Source organism: Haloarcula vallismortis ATCC 29715 (genome assembly GCF_000337775.1).
Lineage (GTDB): Archaea > Halobacteriota > Halobacteria > Halobacteriales > Haloarculaceae > Haloarcula > Haloarcula vallismortis.
The window spans coordinates 1-14,781 of record NZ_AOLQ01000056.1; the positions used below are offsets into that span (position 1 = coordinate 1).

Annotated in this window: 16 protein-coding genes and 1 pseudogene; 8 read left to right on the forward strand and 9 right to left on the reverse strand. The window is 61.4% G+C overall.

Annotated features, from left to right (window positions below; genetic code table 11):
• Window positions 1–275: pseudogene (locus tag C437_RS13295) on the reverse strand (IS4 family transposase); the annotation flags it as partial.
• A 467-nt stretch (window positions 276–742) separates the two neighbouring features.
• Here C437_RS13295 and C437_RS13300 point away from each other — a divergent pair.
• Window positions 743–1,186, forward strand: a complete 444-nt coding sequence (locus C437_RS13300; protein WP_004517484.1) for a MaoC family dehydratase — start codon at window positions 743–745, stop codon at window positions 1,184–1,186.
• Here C437_RS13300 and C437_RS13305 read toward each other — a convergent pair.
• The 5 genes from C437_RS13305 to C437_RS13325 form a co-directional block, all read right to left on the reverse strand.
• Window positions 1,176–2,075, reverse strand: a complete 900-nt coding sequence (locus tag C437_RS13305; RefSeq protein ID WP_004517485.1) for a hypothetical protein — start codon at window positions 2,073–2,075, stop codon at window positions 1,176–1,178. The two genes, C437_RS13300 and C437_RS13305, sit on opposite strands and share 11 nt — an antisense overlap.
• Complete coding sequence (locus tag C437_RS13310; protein WP_004517486.1) at window positions 2,072–3,139, reverse strand: glycosyltransferase family 4 protein; 1,068 nt, start codon at window positions 3,137–3,139, stop codon at window positions 2,072–2,074. Before C437_RS13310 ends, C437_RS13305 begins: the two co-directional genes overlap by 4 nt.
• On the reverse strand, window positions 3,136–3,513 hold the full coding sequence (locus C437_RS13315) for a 6-pyruvoyl trahydropterin synthase family protein (RefSeq protein WP_004517487.1): 378 nt from the start codon (window positions 3,511–3,513) through the stop codon (window positions 3,136–3,138). Before C437_RS13315 ends, C437_RS13310 begins: the two co-directional genes overlap by 4 nt.
• Window positions 3,514–3,552: 39 nt before the next feature.
• Window positions 3,553–4,533 carry a zinc-dependent alcohol dehydrogenase gene (locus C437_RS13320; protein WP_004517488.1) on the reverse strand — a complete coding sequence of 327 codons (981 nt, stop codon included), beginning with the start codon at window positions 4,531–4,533 and terminating at the stop codon, window positions 3,553–3,555.
• A gap of 132 nt (window positions 4,534–4,665) precedes the next feature.
• The gene (locus C437_RS13325; protein WP_004517489.1) at window positions 4,666–5,535 is read right to left on the reverse strand and encodes an alkaline phosphatase family protein; all 870 of its coding nucleotides are present in this window, start codon (window positions 5,533–5,535) and stop codon (window positions 4,666–4,668) included.
• Between the two features lie 89 nt (window positions 5,536–5,624).
• Here C437_RS13325 and C437_RS13330 point away from each other — a divergent pair, with 89 nt between their 5' ends.
• The 5 genes from C437_RS13330 (at window position 5,625) to C437_RS13350 (ending at window position 10,045) form a co-directional block, all read left to right on the forward strand.
• Window positions 5,625–7,595, forward strand: a complete 1,971-nt coding sequence (locus tag C437_RS13330) for an aldo/keto reductase (RefSeq protein ID WP_004517490.1) — start codon at window positions 5,625–5,627, stop codon at window positions 7,593–7,595.
• Between the two features lie 49 nt (window positions 7,596–7,644).
• Entirely contained in the window at window positions 7,645–8,028 is a 384-nt protein-coding gene (locus tag C437_RS13335) for a DUF7475 family protein (protein WP_049919801.1), read from the forward strand.
• A gap of 45 nt (window positions 8,029–8,073) precedes the next feature.
• Window positions 8,074–8,847 carry a CDP-alcohol phosphatidyltransferase family protein gene (locus C437_RS13340; protein WP_004517492.1) on the forward strand — a complete coding sequence of 258 codons (774 nt, stop codon included), beginning with the start codon at window positions 8,074–8,076 and terminating at the stop codon, window positions 8,845–8,847.
• Between the two features lie 25 nt (window positions 8,848–8,872).
• Window positions 8,873–9,352 (forward strand): hypothetical protein, encoded by a 480-nt coding sequence (locus C437_RS13345; protein WP_004517493.1) that lies wholly within the window; start codon window positions 8,873–8,875, stop codon window positions 9,350–9,352.
• A 468-nt stretch (window positions 9,353–9,820) separates the two neighbouring features.
• The gene (locus tag C437_RS13350) at window positions 9,821–10,045 is read left to right on the forward strand and encodes a hypothetical protein (RefSeq protein ID WP_004517494.1); all 225 of its coding nucleotides are present in this window, start codon (window positions 9,821–9,823) and stop codon (window positions 10,043–10,045) included.
• 66 nt (window positions 10,046–10,111) lie between these two features.
• Here the strand turns inward: C437_RS13350 and C437_RS13355 are convergent, their stop codons facing one another.
• Complete coding sequence (locus tag C437_RS13355) at window positions 10,112–10,543, reverse strand: DCC1-like thiol-disulfide oxidoreductase family protein (protein WP_004517495.1); 432 nt, start codon at window positions 10,541–10,543, stop codon at window positions 10,112–10,114.
• Window positions 10,544–10,832: 289 nt separating this feature from the next.
• Here C437_RS13355 and C437_RS21125 point away from each other — a divergent pair, with 289 nt between their 5' ends.
• Both C437_RS21125 and C437_RS13365 read left to right on the forward strand, forming a co-directional pair.
• Window positions 10,833–11,312, forward strand: a complete 480-nt coding sequence (locus C437_RS21125; protein ID WP_139175318.1) for an SHOCT domain-containing protein — start codon at window positions 10,833–10,835, stop codon at window positions 11,310–11,312.
• A 119-nt stretch (window positions 11,313–11,431) separates the two neighbouring features.
• A complete protein-coding gene (locus C437_RS13365) occupies window positions 11,432–12,730 on the forward strand; it encodes a DUF6498-containing protein (RefSeq protein WP_004517497.1) in 1,299 nt (432 codons plus the stop codon).
• A gap of 28 nt (window positions 12,731–12,758) precedes the next feature.
• Here the strand turns inward: C437_RS13365 and C437_RS13370 are convergent, their stop codons facing one another.
• Window positions 12,759–13,268 (reverse strand): hypothetical protein, encoded by a 510-nt coding sequence (locus C437_RS13370; RefSeq protein WP_241431684.1) that lies wholly within the window; start codon window positions 13,266–13,268, stop codon window positions 12,759–12,761.
• A 123-nt stretch (window positions 13,269–13,391) separates the two neighbouring features.
• Complete coding sequence (locus C437_RS13375; protein WP_004517499.1) at window positions 13,392–14,582, reverse strand: outer membrane protein assembly factor BamB family protein; 1,191 nt, start codon at window positions 14,580–14,582, stop codon at window positions 13,392–13,394.
• Window positions 14,583–14,781 lie beyond the last annotated feature (199 nt).

Genomic DNA, 14,781 nt, shown 5'->3' on the forward strand with positions numbered 1-14,781 from the left:
TCGTCGATGCCGTGCTCGACGAGGTCGCGGAGATACTCCGCAAAAGCTGGCGTCAACCGCTGATGGAATCCGCCGGGAGAGAGTGTCTCATCGGCAGTGGCGTTGTAACTGCGCCGGAAGCCAGCGAGTGTTCGGCTCTCGCCTGCGGCGAAGCCGAACACGAATGACCACACGAGGGCGGGCATCTGTGCTTTCCTATTGCGTTCGACCACGCCGAGTTCCTCGGCGTGCTCTTCGAGGAACTCAGATGGAAAAAGCGTAGTGAGCCGACGCATAATTCGAGGTGAGGAGGCTTCGTTGTGCACACTCGTTGCCTCCTCATTCCTTCCGAAAAGTAGCCTCGATAAGCCGCGGCTGTCACGCGGTTTCTCGACTAACTAAAGACGGATGAATCTACATGTCTTCAGTATTCTATACAGGGTCGAACAGCGTGCTGCAGCTGGCGGCGTTCAGCTTGAGCACAGCTCCGACTCAGATGTGGTTCGGCTTCTGGATACGGGCTCCAAGTTCTGAATTTGTCCTGTAACTACCCTCTCGGCGTCGCACCGTCACTGACTACAAGCGGGCCGATGGCTACACAATTCGCGCTCGTATGATCCAGGCGAAGCTGGTATGGGTCAGACATAATTCCCTATCCAGTCTCGCCCATCCGCCTGCTGTTGTCTATGTGCCCCCGCAAACTCCGATTTTACTATCGCCGTACCACGCCGGATTTTTACCCATCCACCATCTTCATAATCGTATGCAATTTTACGAGGATATTTCGGTCGGCGACGTGCGAGAGTCAAGTGGATACACTGTGTCGAAATCTGAGGTCGTGGAATTCGGCGAGAAGTACGACCCACAGCCGTTCCACACTGATGAGGAGGCAGCGAAGGACTCAGTCTTTGGCGGGCTGGTCGCTTCTGGGTGGCAGACAGCCGCGATCTGTATGCGTCTCAACGTCGAGAACAGCGAAGACATTGCTACACAGGCTGGCGTCGGCGTCGATAATCTCCGCTGGCATCTACCGCTCCAACCCGGTGATACGCTACGATTACGAACGGAGATCATCGACAAGCGACCCTCCGACAGTGACCCAAGCCGGGGCTACCTCACCACCCGCCACGAAGGCCGAAACCAGGATGACGAGCTGGTTATCTCATACGAAGCGACTGCCATGATTCGCCGCAAAGCTACCGAGTGACGACACGGCCAAGGAAATCCAGTTGGTGCGTGTGGTACAGCAACTCAGCAGCATCGACCTGCTCACGCCGGGCCGCCAGCCAGTCGTCGAGCCCCTCGAAGTTGCGACCAACCACCTCGCCGACCGCAGCCTCGATAGTGTCGAGAATGTATCGGAGAAAGTAGGCTTCATCAGCCGGATAGCTCCCGTCAATCGGTCTGACAATCCAGTCCGAGCCGGCCACCGCTGAAAGCGTTGTGCTGTCAAGCCGTTGAAGCCGAGCAAGCACGTCGCCGCCGGCCCGGCTGTCACCGCCTTGCTTCGCGTCCATATGCCTGTGGTAGTGCTGTTCGACCGTCCGGTCGGCCGGATGGCTCGGCTGGAAGCGGGTTGCCCCATCGAACGTGATTGGGAAGTAGTACAGGCCACCCGGCGCGAGCGGTTCGAGCAACGTCGGGAGCTCCCGCCGGTCGAGAATATCAAGCAGAGCAGCCCCGACGAGGAGGTCGTACTCGCTGTCAGCGGCCGTCGCGTGTGCCACCGCCTCCGCTTGAACCGTCTCAATCTCGACCCGTCGGTTTTCGCCTTCCACCGCGAGCGGACCGTTTGCCACCGACAGATGCCGGTCAGCGGCCCAGTCCCGGATGTGGTCGGGCAAGCGAGCGACGTTCTCTGATCGGACATCGACTGCAGTGTAGTGGACTTCTCCAGCAGGAAGCACGTCCCATTCGAGGAACCGAGTGAGCATCGTGCCGATGCCGGCCCCGATATCGAGGATACGTAGCGGCCCGTTGACGGCGGCTGCTCGGTCGGCCAACTGCTCGCGGAGCATCTCGATCAGCCGGCGGTCCAGCGCGCGGTCGTCGACTGTCCGTTTTGCCCGGAGATATCGCTGGAACGACTCAGTCATGCCGGCACCTCCGCAGGCTGAACGATAGCAGACAGCAGGCTGCGTACCCGCCCGACCGTCTCTTCCCAGTCCGGATGCGCCTCGTAGCTCTGTCTCGCTGCCCACCCCATCTCGGCCAAGCGGTCGCGGTCGGTGGCGAACCGCTCCAACTCGCGAGCGACGGCTGCAGAGTCGCCCGGGTCGACGAGTGCCCCCGTTTCGCCGTCGGTTACGACGTCGCTCGCCCCGCCAGCCCGGGTGGCCAGCGCTGGGAGGCCAAAGCTCATCCCCTCAAGATAGACGATGCCGAACCCCTCGTACCGGGACGGCACCGCGAGGACGTGGCTCGACCGGAGCGTGCGCTGTAGCTCGTCGTCCGCCAGTCGGCCCGTGAACGCTACGCGGTCATCCAGACCGTGGTCTCGGAGACGGTTCCGGACTGCATCGACGTGCCGGTCGTCGACGGCCCGACCGACTACGGTGAGGTCGATGTCGGCGTCAGCGCCCGCCACGCCATCGACGAGCGTATCCAACCCCTTTCGAGGTGTGATGTTTCCGACGAAAACCACTCGCAGCGGCTCGGTAGTAGCCCGCTCCGCAACCGTGGCTCGGTCGATTTCCGGCGCGAATCGGTCTCCGGCCGGCGGTGCGACGACGGTGTCGGCGGGGTCGACGCCAAGGTCCGAAACGGCACGTCGGGTGGTGGCGCTGTTACAGACAACTCCGTGGACCGTCCCGAGGTAACGACGCTCTACCGCGCGGTACAGCGGGGCGAGTCGACGCGGCTCGCTTGCCCGCAGATGGTGGACGATGCTGACAACCGGGTAGGGGAGGGTGCGGTTCGTGTGAACAAGCGACGGGTGTGCGAGTTCGTCCTGTAACATGATGTCGACATCTACGTCCAGTTGTCGTCGGAGCTTGCGCGACCCGTTGTCGAGCAGCCCACGGTGGTAGTTCCGCCAGGGGAGCTGGATACATTCGACAGTGTCGCCGGCCGCTCGAAGTCCCTCGATGAGTTTTCTATCGTAGCGAAACCCGCCCGACTGCTCGTCGAGGCTCCCGTACAGGGTCAGGCCGACTCTCATACGGCGGCGTCGTAACTCGCAGCGGCGTCCTCGTCCTCCCAGACGGTGACCGATAGTTCAGTGACCGTCTCGTCGGTGACACGCGCAATGACGCGCTCGAAGATGACACGGGCAAACCGTTCCACGCTGGGATTATACCCCTCGAACTCTGGGAGGTCGTTGAGCAGTATGTCCTGATACCGGTCAGCGAGTGACGACAGGGCTGCCTCGGCGTTGTCGATGTCGACGATGTAGTCGAACTCGTTGAGTTCGGGACCACGGAAACACAGTTCGACCCGGTAGTGATGTGAATGCGGGTCACCTTCGGGGCCCGGGTCCGGGACAGTGAGGTAGTGCTGTGCCACGAACTCGGTCCGGACTGTCGTCGCGTACATGCCCGAACAGACGGCCGGGACCCACCTAAATCACGGGTGTCAGCTGTACGTCAACACTACCTGCACGGCGTCGTCTGGCCGGTTCGACAGCAGCTGATACGCATCGCCTGCACGCTCGATGTCGATCTCGTGTGTCAACAGCGCCGAGAGGTCGGTGTCGCTCAACCACGACCGGACGACGTCCAGTCGGCGGTCCTTGTCCCAGCGGTCGGCGTGGTCCGGGTCGATGCGACTCACCTGGCTGCTGCGAACGCGAATGTGGCTCCGATGGAAGTGATGCCCGAGGTCCAGTGACACGCCTTTCGAGCCGTACCACGACCCGACGATGACCTGGCCCGCGTAGCCTGTGGCGTCGATAGCCCTGTCGAGTGCGGGTGGGTTCCCCGAAAGCTCGAACGTGATGTCGGCGTCGGTATCGCCGAGATTTTCGGGGGAGACCGAGCGGTCTGCCCCGAGTGCTTCCGAGAGCTGACGGCGGCTTGCACAGGGGTCGACCGTCACGAGTGACGCCAACGGAAAATCAGCCAGAAGTCCAGTCGTCAACAGTCCGACCGGGCCTTGGCCGAAGACGACCACCCGAGCGCCGATACGCGGCCGGGCGTCCATCACGAAGTTAACCGCCGCCTCGACGTTCGGAATGAACACTGCCTGTTCTGGGGGTAACGTCGTTGGAATGAGCGACGACGGCTCGGCGAGAAAGTGACTCTCGTGTGGGTTAAACGCGAACACGCGACGGTCGAGCCAGCTGTCATCGACTTCGTCACCGATGGCGGTGACGCGGCCGATTGCGGCGTAGCCGTACTGCAGTGGATACGAGAACGTCCCATCTAAGGCGTCGATTGTCTCGTCGGTCGCGAACTCTGAATCAATCTCACCCCGGTACACCAGCAGCTCCGTTCCGGGACTGATTCCAGAGAGTTCTGTTCGGACACGGACCTGCGATGGTCCGGGGTCAGGCACTGCCTCCTCGTCGACCCTGACTGATTCAGCACCGGTAAAGTACAGTGTTCTGGCGAACATTACACTATCTCTTGGAGGCGTGAATGGCCGGTGCCGGTGTTTCGATGCCAACTCTTCCGGACATGGCGACGGCTCCGGGAATACACATCTCCTACCCAGGCTTTCTCTGACTAAAAAGTACCTGACGATTGACTACAAATATCCCAGTGACTCCAGCCGGCTCCTGTCGCTTTCGGCCCCGTAGACGCGCGACACTGGAAGCGGTTCAGGCGGACGCAGGTCGGGGTCACGGTGCCCGTGGTCGACACCGGTGACTTCGGCCCACGGTACTGCAAGCAGTGCCGGCACCGGCGTGTGCATCGGGTGCCCGTACAGCCCCCACTCCCCGAAGAGATTACCGTGATCGGCCGTGACGGCGATACGGCCGTCGACGTTTTCGGCCAGCGTCTCTACCTCGCGGAGAACGTATCGGAGGTTCGACTCGTATGCGTCCCAGACGCGGTCCGGCGAGATCTCGCCACGGCGGAGCGCGACCCACGGATTTGCCGTGTTGCTGTGGCGTCCGGTGCGGGCCAGCCCGCCGTCGTCGTCGAGTGGGTCAGGAACAAACGGGTGATGTGGCTGCATGTAATGGACGACCAGTCGCTCGGGGTCCAGCCGCCGGGCAAGTCCGATGGCCCGGTCGGTTACGGCTTCAGCCGGGACAGTGTTTAGGTCACCGTCCCACGCGTACTTCCAGACCTCGTCCAGCGCGGCGAAGGCGTCGGCATCGAGATACCGGTCGGTCCACGTATTGCCGGTGACCATGACGCTGTGGGCCGTCTCGGGGTGACCGAGAAACGTGTTTTCGAGCCATTCTGACGAGGAGCTTCCGACCGAGCGGACCGTCGATACAGCATCGAGCAGTTCGGAGTCCGGGGCGACCGCTCGAAGCAGGTCCGCTCGACAGGCATCAAGGACAACGAGCACGTCCCACTCGCGGTCATAGATGTTCGTTCCGTACGGAATCCGCCGGCCCAGCGCCTGCAATGCGCGCAAATACGCCGTTCCCAGCCGGCTCATCCCCGGTTCTGTCACGTCTGGCTTTGGACGGCGGCAAGTAAAATTCCACTGGCGATATGATATATATGTGAGGACGCCTCCATTCCAGTGTGCATTGTCTGTTCGTCGGTGCGGGCAGTATCGCGGCGAAGTACGCGGCCGGGCTGGAAGACAGTCCGCTCTCGCTGGCGGGCGTCTGCGACCTCGAAGCAGACCGGGCGACGTCACTCGCCGCAGTGCACGACTGTCCGGCGTTTACCGACCTCGATACCGCGCTCACCGCCGTCGACGCGCCGCTTGTGGTCAACTTGACGAACCACGCTGCCCACGCATCGGTGACCAGAACGGCGCTCGAAGCAGAGCGACACGTTTACTCGCAGAAGCCGCTGGCGCTGGAAGAGACGGCGGCCGCGGAGCTACTGGCCCTATCCAGTGATAAGGACTTGGCGCTGGGCTGTGCCCCGGGGACGCCCGATGCGCCGTCGCAGCGTCGTGCCGGACGATTGCTCGCCGACGGTCGCATGGGACCCGTTCAGCTGGGCTATGCCCACGCCCACGTCGGCCGCGTGACCGAGTGGCACGACCGCCCCGATTCGTTTCTCTCTATCGGGCCGCTGTACGACGGCGGCGTCTACCCGCTTGCTTTGCTGGTGTCGTGGTTCGGTCCTGTCAAATCTGTCCAGTCCGCGACTGCACTCGATAGCTGGCCTGACCGGGAGCCAAAGCGGCCATCGGTCCCGAGTCATGTCGAGGCGATGCTTTCGTTTGACGGGGGACTGACAGTCCGGCTGACCGCGAGCTTCTACGCGCCACACCGGAGCCGCGAATTCTACGGGCTCGAACTTCACGGCGACGATGGGTCGGTGTACCTCCGTGGGACCGGCGCGATGGCCGACAGCCCCGAAGCCGTTCGCTACAGCCGCTCAGGTCGCGAATACATCGATGCTCCCGCCCAGCACCCAACGCAACCGTACCGCTATCTCGATCCGGTCGAGTCCCTTGCGGACAGCGTCAACCGGGGGGCCCCATCGCGAGAGACGGGTCACCGTGGTGCCCATGTCGTTGCGGTCTGTAACGCGATTGAGGCGGCCGCGGAGACGGGTGAACCGAAGCCCGTGTCCGACTACGGGGTGGCGGCCACCCCTCCGCCAGCCCCGACCGTCACCCCAGACAGAGACCGCCACAGTGGACGGACGCGAGCTATTCGGCTCCCAGCTGTGGGCTTTGGCTGTTCCCGCTACCGTGACGGAACGTACGTCGACCGCGCGGACTCCATCGCGGCGGCCCTCGACGCCGGCTACCGTCTGCTCGACAGCGCCGAACTGTACGGCAATGAACACCGTATCGGCCGTATCCTTGCCGCTCCAGGCGCACCTGACCGGCATCGGGTGTTCGTGCTCGGGAAAGTCTGGCGCACGAACCACCGCCGAGAGCACATGCTGACGGCCTGTCGGGGTAGTCTCGACGAGCTCGGTATCGATACGTTCGACTGCTACGCGCTGCACTGGCCCGAAGCGTGGGCGCACCGCGGGCCACTGGAACGACTGGCTGAGAAACCGATCTCGCGTCAGGAGGCGTTGACCTTCCCCGAGGACGATGGGGGCGACATCGAGACGGACTCAGTGCCGCTCCAGCGCGCCTGGGAGAATCTGGAGGCGCTCCACGAACGGGGCTGGGCGCGCACACTCGGCCTCTGTAACGTCTCGCGGACGCAACTGGAGACCGTCATCGATACTGGCAGTATCAGGCCGGCACTCGTCCAGATCGAGCGCCACCCGTACCAGCCACAGACGGACCTCGTCGAGTACTGTCACGAGCGAGGCATTAGAGTCGTGGCCCACTCGCCGCTGTCAGCGCCCGGATTGCTCGGCGAGCCGGTCCTGACGGACATCGCGGCGGAGTGTGGCCTCTCGCCGGCCGGTGTAGTGCTGGCGTGGAACGTCACACAGGGGGTTGTTCCGATTCCGTCCAGCACGACATCGTCTCATATCGTCGAAAACCTCGTCGCGGCTGGGCAGCGACTCGACACAGAGACGTGCGGTCGCATCGAGGCGCTTCAACAGCCGGATTTCGAGCGTTGAGTGGTGCAACTGGCAGTATCGTTATGTGACTGAAACCCGAATGAAAAACATGGCCGCGACGGAGACACAGGGACGTTCACTCGATGTAGCTTCACTGGACAGCCGTCACTGGCTCGGTGTCGTCGCGGCACTGGTGTCGGCTGCGGTACACCTGCTGCTCGGCGTCAGACTGGCCCCATCCGGTCTGGGTATCAGCTTCATCCTCGCGGGGCTTGGGTTTCTCGGCGGTATCGCGCTGGTCGTCATAGGTATTCGTCGTCGCCTCGTCTGCGCTGTCGGTGTCCCGTTCACGCTCTCCCAGATACTGCTGTGGTACTACGTCAACTTCGCCGCGGGGCCGAAATCGTTCCCGGCCGACGTCGGGACACTGGGTGCGGTCGACAAGGCCGCACAGCTAATCCTGCTGGCGGTCCTCGTTGCGCTCCTGCGATGAACTGTGCTACTATGACGGCGGCCAGACAGCGACGGGGAGGTGTCAATGGCTGAGAAACACGGTGACGGTGCCGTTCCCGTCGAACTTTCGGTGGTCGGCGGATTCATTATCGCCGGGATTGTCGGCGTGTTGTTTCCCGCAGACGCGATGACCCACTGGATGTTCCACCCGGCGGTCGTTGCAGGCTGTTGTTGGGCCGGACAGCTGTGGTACGTCGGACGAAAGCTCAGTGTCACGCCGGCTACCGGCAGCTCCTGGCGCTACACCCTCGGGGTCGCGAACACCGTCACGCTACTTCGCGGTGGGCTTTATGCCGTCGTCGCTGGCTTTCTCGTGGTCCCGGCGACGACCGAGCTCGCGTGGGTCCCGGCGGCGTGCTACGGCGCTGGGGTCGTACTCGACAAGCTCGATGGCATCGTCGCCCGAACCGTCGGCGAACAGACCCAACTGGGCGCGCGGCTGGACATGGCGTTCGACACTTTCGGCTTCGTGGTCGCACCGCTTGTCGCAGTCCTCTGGGGCTCTCTCCCCGCTCTGTATCTCTCACTGTCGGCTGCTCGCTACGTCTACGTTGGTGGGATTCGCTGGCGGCGATACCGGAACCGGCCGGTCTTTGAGCGGCCTGACAGTGACCTCGGGAAGTATCTCGCCGGTGTCCAGATGGTGTTTATCACTGTCGCACTCGTCCCGACGGCGCCGACGGGACTGGTCTTCAGGCTCACGCCGGTCGTCATCGCACCGTCGCTGATGGTGTTCTTCCGTGACTTCCTCGTCGCCAGCGGCCGACTTCCCCGTGAGTGGTTCGACCGGCAGCGTTGATACGTTTCTGTCCCTACTGTTTCGTATGCTCTTCCCGACACACCTGCTCGTGGCCGCCCTTCTGGGACGGGTGTCGCGGTTGTCGCCGCTGTGGCTCGTGGTCGGGACCGCAGTGCCGGACGTGGTGGACAAGCCGCTAGGAGCGGTCGGTGTCACCGCTTTGTACCATTCAATCGGCCACTCTGCACTGCTCGTGGTCGTGGCGCTCCCGCTGGCTCTCTCAGGCCGGATTGGACTGTCAGTGGCAGCCGGCTGGGCGTTACATCTCCTCCTCGACACCGTCCACGTCGTTCTCAACGGACGCCCCGGCGACGCGGTTTTTCTGTTCTGGCCTGTTGTCACTCCGACGGACCCACTGGCGCTCCCACCGGGGTCGTTCTTCGTGTACTACCTCTGGAGCCCATCGTTCTTTCTCGAAGTCGCACTCTGGCTCACTGCCGTGGGACTGCTCGCCAGACACGTCACAGGCGGAGAGTATGCTAGCTCACGGGACCGAGTCGATTGAGCGTCTCAGGTGCTGTATGGAGACCAAGACCGCGTTAGCGACACTGCAATGTGGTGTGTGGAGAGTCCCGACACTGTCGGACTGACTCAGTTCTGTCACCAGCCCAAACCGATAGAAAGTCCCTCGGCCGGCGACACCCCTTCTCATCGTAACTCTCTACGCAATCGGCACAGCGGCAGCGCCGGGTAGCGAGGGTCCACCGCATGCCGTGCACGAATCGAGGCCTGCATCAATGACCGACTCTTCCAACTCTGTGCCCAGTTAGGTTGGGAACCTGATTCATGGCTGCAATATATTCCTGATTCTGAATTACGATTCGATAAAGTGCTCAGGGGACTCGGAACCCGGCTCAGTATCGAACTCGGGGAAACTCAGGCACAGAGACCGTCAAGATAACAACCACGCCTGACCGCTGCCATCTGCGACCCGATTGCGAGCGTTTGTTACCCGGCAGCCCGAAGCGGAGACATGGCCATCGAGCCACTGACAAACGACGAAGTTCTGGCAGTCCTCGAAGACTGTGAAATGACGGCGGTCCCGACAGCACACATCTCTGCACGCCTTTCGGCCCCGAAACCGTATGTCACGACACACCTCCAGCAACTCGCTTTGAAAGGCGTCGTCGGGTTCAACACACACAGGGGTGTTCGCCGCTGGCGGCTTACAACCGCTGCGAGAGCATCACGTGAATAAGGCACAGTACCCCTTTGCTGGTCTGGGCACGACTGTTTCAGAAAACCCCGAGGTATGAACGCACGGCTATGTGTCGGCGCGAATATCCCGGTCAACGGCGTTCGTCGCAAGCGTGTCGAAGCAGTCCTGAGCAGCATCTGTCAGCCGGTACCGCTCGTGGACATCGTCCGGTTCTCTCCCGCGGCCGCTGGCCAGACCGACGACGTGAGCGATTTTCTCGTAGTTCTCTCTGACGAGCGAACCGACGAGATCGGGGAGTCCGGCGCGGCCGGCGAGTTCTTCAGCGGCTGCCCGCCCGGCGTACACCTGCCTGGCCGGCTGATCGACCAGCACCATCGCAAATGGTGGCTCGTCGAACTGCGCCGTCAGGAATGACTGGGCCGACTCATCGTACCACGAGATCGCGCCGATATCGTCGACCTGTTCGAGGGCTTTCGCGGCCACCGAGCAGTACGGACATTCACCGTCGTAGATGAGAACCGACCTGAATCTGGCCATACGTGTAGTAGGGGTTCTTGCCGCATATACCGTTGGATTGAAGGCGATAATTCAGTCGTAGCTTGCGGCCGATTCGGTCAGTGGATTCATATCTTCGAGCCAGTGAGTACAGTGGTCGTACGGTCCGTTTAGACCGAGTATGATTGTAGAGTCCAGTGTCTACTCAATACGGCGGTTTCGTCCCAAATTATGATCCAGCAGTCCAGTTAGAAAATAATTAATATTTTATATTTATGCTTTGATGTAATATGCGAATGCCCTCCAAGGATACCTCGATTAGGACGAAATCATGGGTGCTCGAATAGGTCAGCCAGTCCCCGAGAATGCGCGGAATCGGGCTATCGTAGCTGTCTCAACCTTTGTGCTCGGAGCGGTTTTACTGAGTAACTGGATTACTGCAACCGGACCCTACTTTCTCCACCCCAGCTACGTGTCGCTAGCGACACTCGTATCGTTCTTGCTTGGAACCGGATTCGTCCTGACTTCGATATACCTGATTTACACGCTCGGTGAGTACTCTACTACTACCGGCCGAGGTTCATTCGACTCAGAAGCGGAGAACGCCTCGTCACCGATTGATCTGCTCCGCGAGCAGTACGCAATGGGTGAAATTACTGACGAGGAATTCGAACATCGGCTGAATACGCTGCTCCAACTCGAAGACACTGATCAGCAGGGACAGTCAGAAGCACCACAGTATAACGACTCGATAGATAGCACAGCCAGTTCCGACCCCACAGCAGAACTGAACATGGAACAAAGCCGGTGACCTGCTTTCGGTGTAATTAGACCGACGGCTAGCTCAGGATGACAACTGGACTGCTGCATACGTATGTACTGTCCCGTCCAATCGTTTCGTTCATATGCCACTAGCAATCACCACGGATAATGCCCTCCACCAGGCGGGTTCTCTCTACAGAGGATAGCCGTCGGACAGAGCTACTTGGCACTATCGCCTCGAACTCGCTTCCGATTGTTGGTGTTACGCTCCTCGACTGGAGTGCGGCTGCAGTGCTGTTTCTGTATTGGCTTGAACTTGGCGTCGACTCGGTCTGGGCACTTGTCCGGGCAGTGTTTGCTGGCCGCCCACCGGATATCGAGACTGGCACTGTACTTATTGGGGCACTGGCGGAACGACAGTTCGCCCTCTCTGTCCCGCGAACCGGTCTGCAGGTCTACCTCACGACGTTGCTCGTACTCCCGGTTACTGTTCTCATTCTGGCAGTCGTGTGGTTGTTTACTGGGGCCCTCCTCATCGGTCCACTGCCGGAGCCCAGCACAGAGACGGTAACTGGTGTGTTGCTGGCAACTACCGGGATTTTCGTTCTGACGGGTGTTACGACGGTGCGGAAGTACTTCTACAGTGGGGAGTATCGGAAACACAACTCGACGACGGCGTTTCGTGGCCTGTTACCCCGGATAGTGACCGTCTTTTTCGGCGGCATACTCACTCTGGCGCTGCTAGCAGCAGCTACGGAGGGTCCTGAAGCAGAACTTGGCAGTCTTGACCCGACCATTGTCGGACTGCCGATGGTACTCATGGTTGTCTGCTTCAAATTCACCGCTGACTTCCTGGGTGTCTATAGCGACCGACTTGCCGTCTATTTCAAGTCGTACGATCAGGAATACGGCTGGCAAACGGCCCCGCCGAAGGCACAATCCATCGACGCGGCGTTCACTGATCCACCTGAGCGCGTTCGCCCGGCTCGCTGGGGACGAGTCATCGGTGGTGTCCTCCGATTCCCACACCACCCGGGAAGCGTGCTTCTCTGCGGAATGGGGCTTCTCGTTGCGGTCCTGTTTGCCATTGGCAGTGCGTGGGATATCGTTGCCGTGGTGGTTACGGCAAGCGTTAGTATTCCGGTTTGCCTGCTGTGTCTCGACCAGTTGTTGCGATACGGGGCCATCGAGTATCGAACCGATGTTGACGATGGGTCGCTTGTCGCATACGACCGTCTGTTTGACACGGCACTCTGGCGCATCGAGTCGTGGGAGGAAAGTGGTCTCCGCGTTGAGACGACGCCGCTCGATTCGCTGCTCGGCACAGAGACGGTCACTATCGAACACGCCGAGAACGAGTACATACTGCCACACCTATCTGATGCCGCCCCAGTCGAAGCGGTGTTTGATCGACAGCCCGAGCGTTCAGAGCAAATAATTCCCGGTCGGGCCGGTCTACTCGGATGAGTTGTCTGAGTGGCCTCTGAAGGCGTCGCTATCTCTCCTCGGACGTGTTGCTGTCGGTCCACAGGTCGTGGCCGACGACAAGCGCCATGCCACTCGTCGGGACGACCAACAGCAGCCTGCCAGCGGGTGAGAGGTCAATGCCCGCCATCGAGAGACCGATGTATGCAACAGCGAGTACTGGCGGGACAGTGAGTGCGGCACCGAGCCGAGTACTGTCTGCCCGGAGGTAGCCGATGCCCCAGCCGACGAGGCCTATGACTATGAGCGGAATCGCAAGCGCCCAGATGAGGAAGGCGGTGAGTTCTCGCCCGATATCGTTCGGGCCGGCTGTGGTGAACAACAGGGTTCCGAGCACACAGGCCCCAGCCCCGAAGAGAGCGCCGAATGCAAGTGCGCGCTGCAGATTTGACATCGACGGGCTGTCACGCCTGAACACTGCAGTTAGGCCGACTGCCAGTAGCGCGTTCGCGCTTATGATGAGTCCGGGTCTGAGCGTCTGTTGGACCCAGATCGCACTAAACGACGGTGGATCGAACACGTACGAATCTCCCGGCCGCGGTGTCGGCCAGAGTTCAAGTGGCACTGTGGTGATGAGCAGACAAACTGCACTCAGCCCGAGAAGCGGACCAGCGATTCGGTATGAGCGACGCAACATCGCAGGTCACGCACCTCCGAGAGCCACGACAGTTCCGTCTGGAGCGACGCCCACGACTCCGCCGTCGAGTACTGCCAGTGAGACAGCCTGATACTCGACAGGATACTGCCACACTGCCTCACCGAAGCGCGTGGTGAACGCGGTGAGGCCATTCTCGCGCTGGAACGTAAACACAGCGTCGGCAGCCGCGGCAGTCACTGCTCCACCGAGATTGATTTCCGAGCACCACCGGGGCTTCGGTGGGCCGTCATCGACGCGGTCGAAGGCGAACGTCGCACTGGCGGACTCACCAGGGCGCTCAATTGCGTACACGCTCTCTGGCGTCACGACTGGGCACTCAAGCGACCGCCTGTCGTCGAGACGCCACTGCTCGGTCCCGTCTGTGAGTGAGCGGCCGAGCAAGTCGCCGTACGTGTTGCTCACGTAGACCGTCCCATCGGACACGACAGGATATCCATCAGGTCGGTCCGAGTGGCTCCACTGGACCGCACCGGTTGCGGCATCCACCGCCACTATCTGCTCACCGGCGATAACGACAGTGCCATCGGTCACGGCCAGCCTCGTCCCGTCAGCGGTTGCCGTCCACTGCCGGTGGCCGTCGTCGATATCGAATCTCGCTACCCCATCAGTCATGGGAACGAACAGGGCGTCGTCAGTCACTGTCGGCACGCCTGCCCCCGCTGTGTCAGTGTTTCGCCACGCAACAGCACCGTCCGCCACGTCAAGCGCTGCGATACCGTCCGTTGTCGCGAGAAAGACACGACCGTCTGCCAGCACTGGTGGCGCTGGTTCGTCTCCGATGTCGACCACCGACGGGACTGTCGCCGGTGTGAGCGCACGCCGCCACTGTTCCGACCCGTCACGGAGCGACAGCGCGACGACATCGGTCGACGTCGCCAGCACGACAGTCTCGTCTGCGACGACGACCGCGCTTGCACCCAGCTCGTCACCGCCAGTAGTGGACGCAGAAATATCCGCCTGCCATCTAACTGATGGTGTCGCTGATTCCATCTGGACCGGCGCATAGCCCGTGTTCGCTGCGTCGAACCGCGGTACGGGCCACGACCCGTCGGGCATTGTCTCGAAGCCGGAGTTATCGATACCCGGTGCAACGGTATGTGAGGGGTCTGGAGCGCCGTCATCGGGACACGTCGACGAACAGCCAGCGACGCTGGCGACCGTTCCGGTGGCGACCATTCCGAGGAATGTCCGCCGCAATGTGGAGGGCATCGACTGCTCGTTCCGGTAGCTCCACAAAAAATGTTGATATGATATTCCAATGAGTGAGAATTTCTACTTCGGTGACTACGACGGCGCATCGGCCGTCGAGCCACTGGTCTGAGTGAACCTACGCTACTATGCATTTCGACAGCTTATGCCGGCGGTAAATCCAGCA

What these genes read in the sequence shown, in the direction of transcription:
- C437_RS13300 (WP_004517484.1), top strand. Translation starts at nt 743, where the DNA reads ATGCAATTTTACGAGGATATTTCGGTCGGCGACGTGCGAGAGTCAAGT.
- C437_RS13305 (WP_004517485.1), bottom strand. Translation starts at nt 2,075, where the DNA reads ATGACTGAGTCGTTCCAGCGATATCTCCGGGCAAAACGGACAGTCGAC.
- C437_RS13310 (WP_004517486.1), bottom strand. Translation starts at nt 3,139, where the DNA reads ATGAGAGTCGGCCTGACCCTGTACGGGAGCCTCGACGAGCAGTCGGGC.
- C437_RS13315 (WP_004517487.1), bottom strand. Translation starts at nt 3,513, where the DNA reads ATGTACGCGACGACAGTCCGGACCGAGTTCGTGGCACAGCACTACCTC.
- C437_RS13320 (WP_004517488.1), bottom strand. Translation starts at nt 4,533, where the DNA reads ATGTTCGCCAGAACACTGTACTTTACCGGTGCTGAATCAGTCAGGGTC.
- C437_RS13325 (WP_004517489.1), bottom strand. Translation starts at nt 5,535, where the DNA reads ATGAGCCGGCTGGGAACGGCGTATTTGCGCGCATTGCAGGCGCTGGGC.
- C437_RS13335 (WP_049919801.1), top strand. Translation starts at nt 7,645, where the DNA reads ATGGCCGCGACGGAGACACAGGGACGTTCACTCGATGTAGCTTCACTG.
- C437_RS13340 (WP_004517492.1), top strand. Translation starts at nt 8,074, where the DNA reads ATGGCTGAGAAACACGGTGACGGTGCCGTTCCCGTCGAACTTTCGGTG.
- C437_RS13345 (WP_004517493.1), top strand. Translation starts at nt 8,873, where the DNA reads ATGCTCTTCCCGACACACCTGCTCGTGGCCGCCCTTCTGGGACGGGTG.
- C437_RS13350 (WP_004517494.1), top strand. Translation starts at nt 9,821, where the DNA reads ATGGCCATCGAGCCACTGACAAACGACGAAGTTCTGGCAGTCCTCGAA.
- C437_RS13355 (WP_004517495.1), bottom strand. Translation starts at nt 10,543, where the DNA reads ATGGCCAGATTCAGGTCGGTTCTCATCTACGACGGTGAATGTCCGTAC.
- C437_RS21125 (WP_139175318.1), top strand. Translation starts at nt 10,833, where the DNA reads ATGGGTGCTCGAATAGGTCAGCCAGTCCCCGAGAATGCGCGGAATCGG.
- C437_RS13365 (WP_004517497.1), top strand. Translation starts at nt 11,432, where the DNA reads ATGCCCTCCACCAGGCGGGTTCTCTCTACAGAGGATAGCCGTCGGACA.
- C437_RS13375 (WP_004517499.1), bottom strand. Translation starts at nt 14,582, where the DNA reads ATGGTCGCCACCGGAACGGTCGCCAGCGTCGCTGGCTGTTCGTCGACG.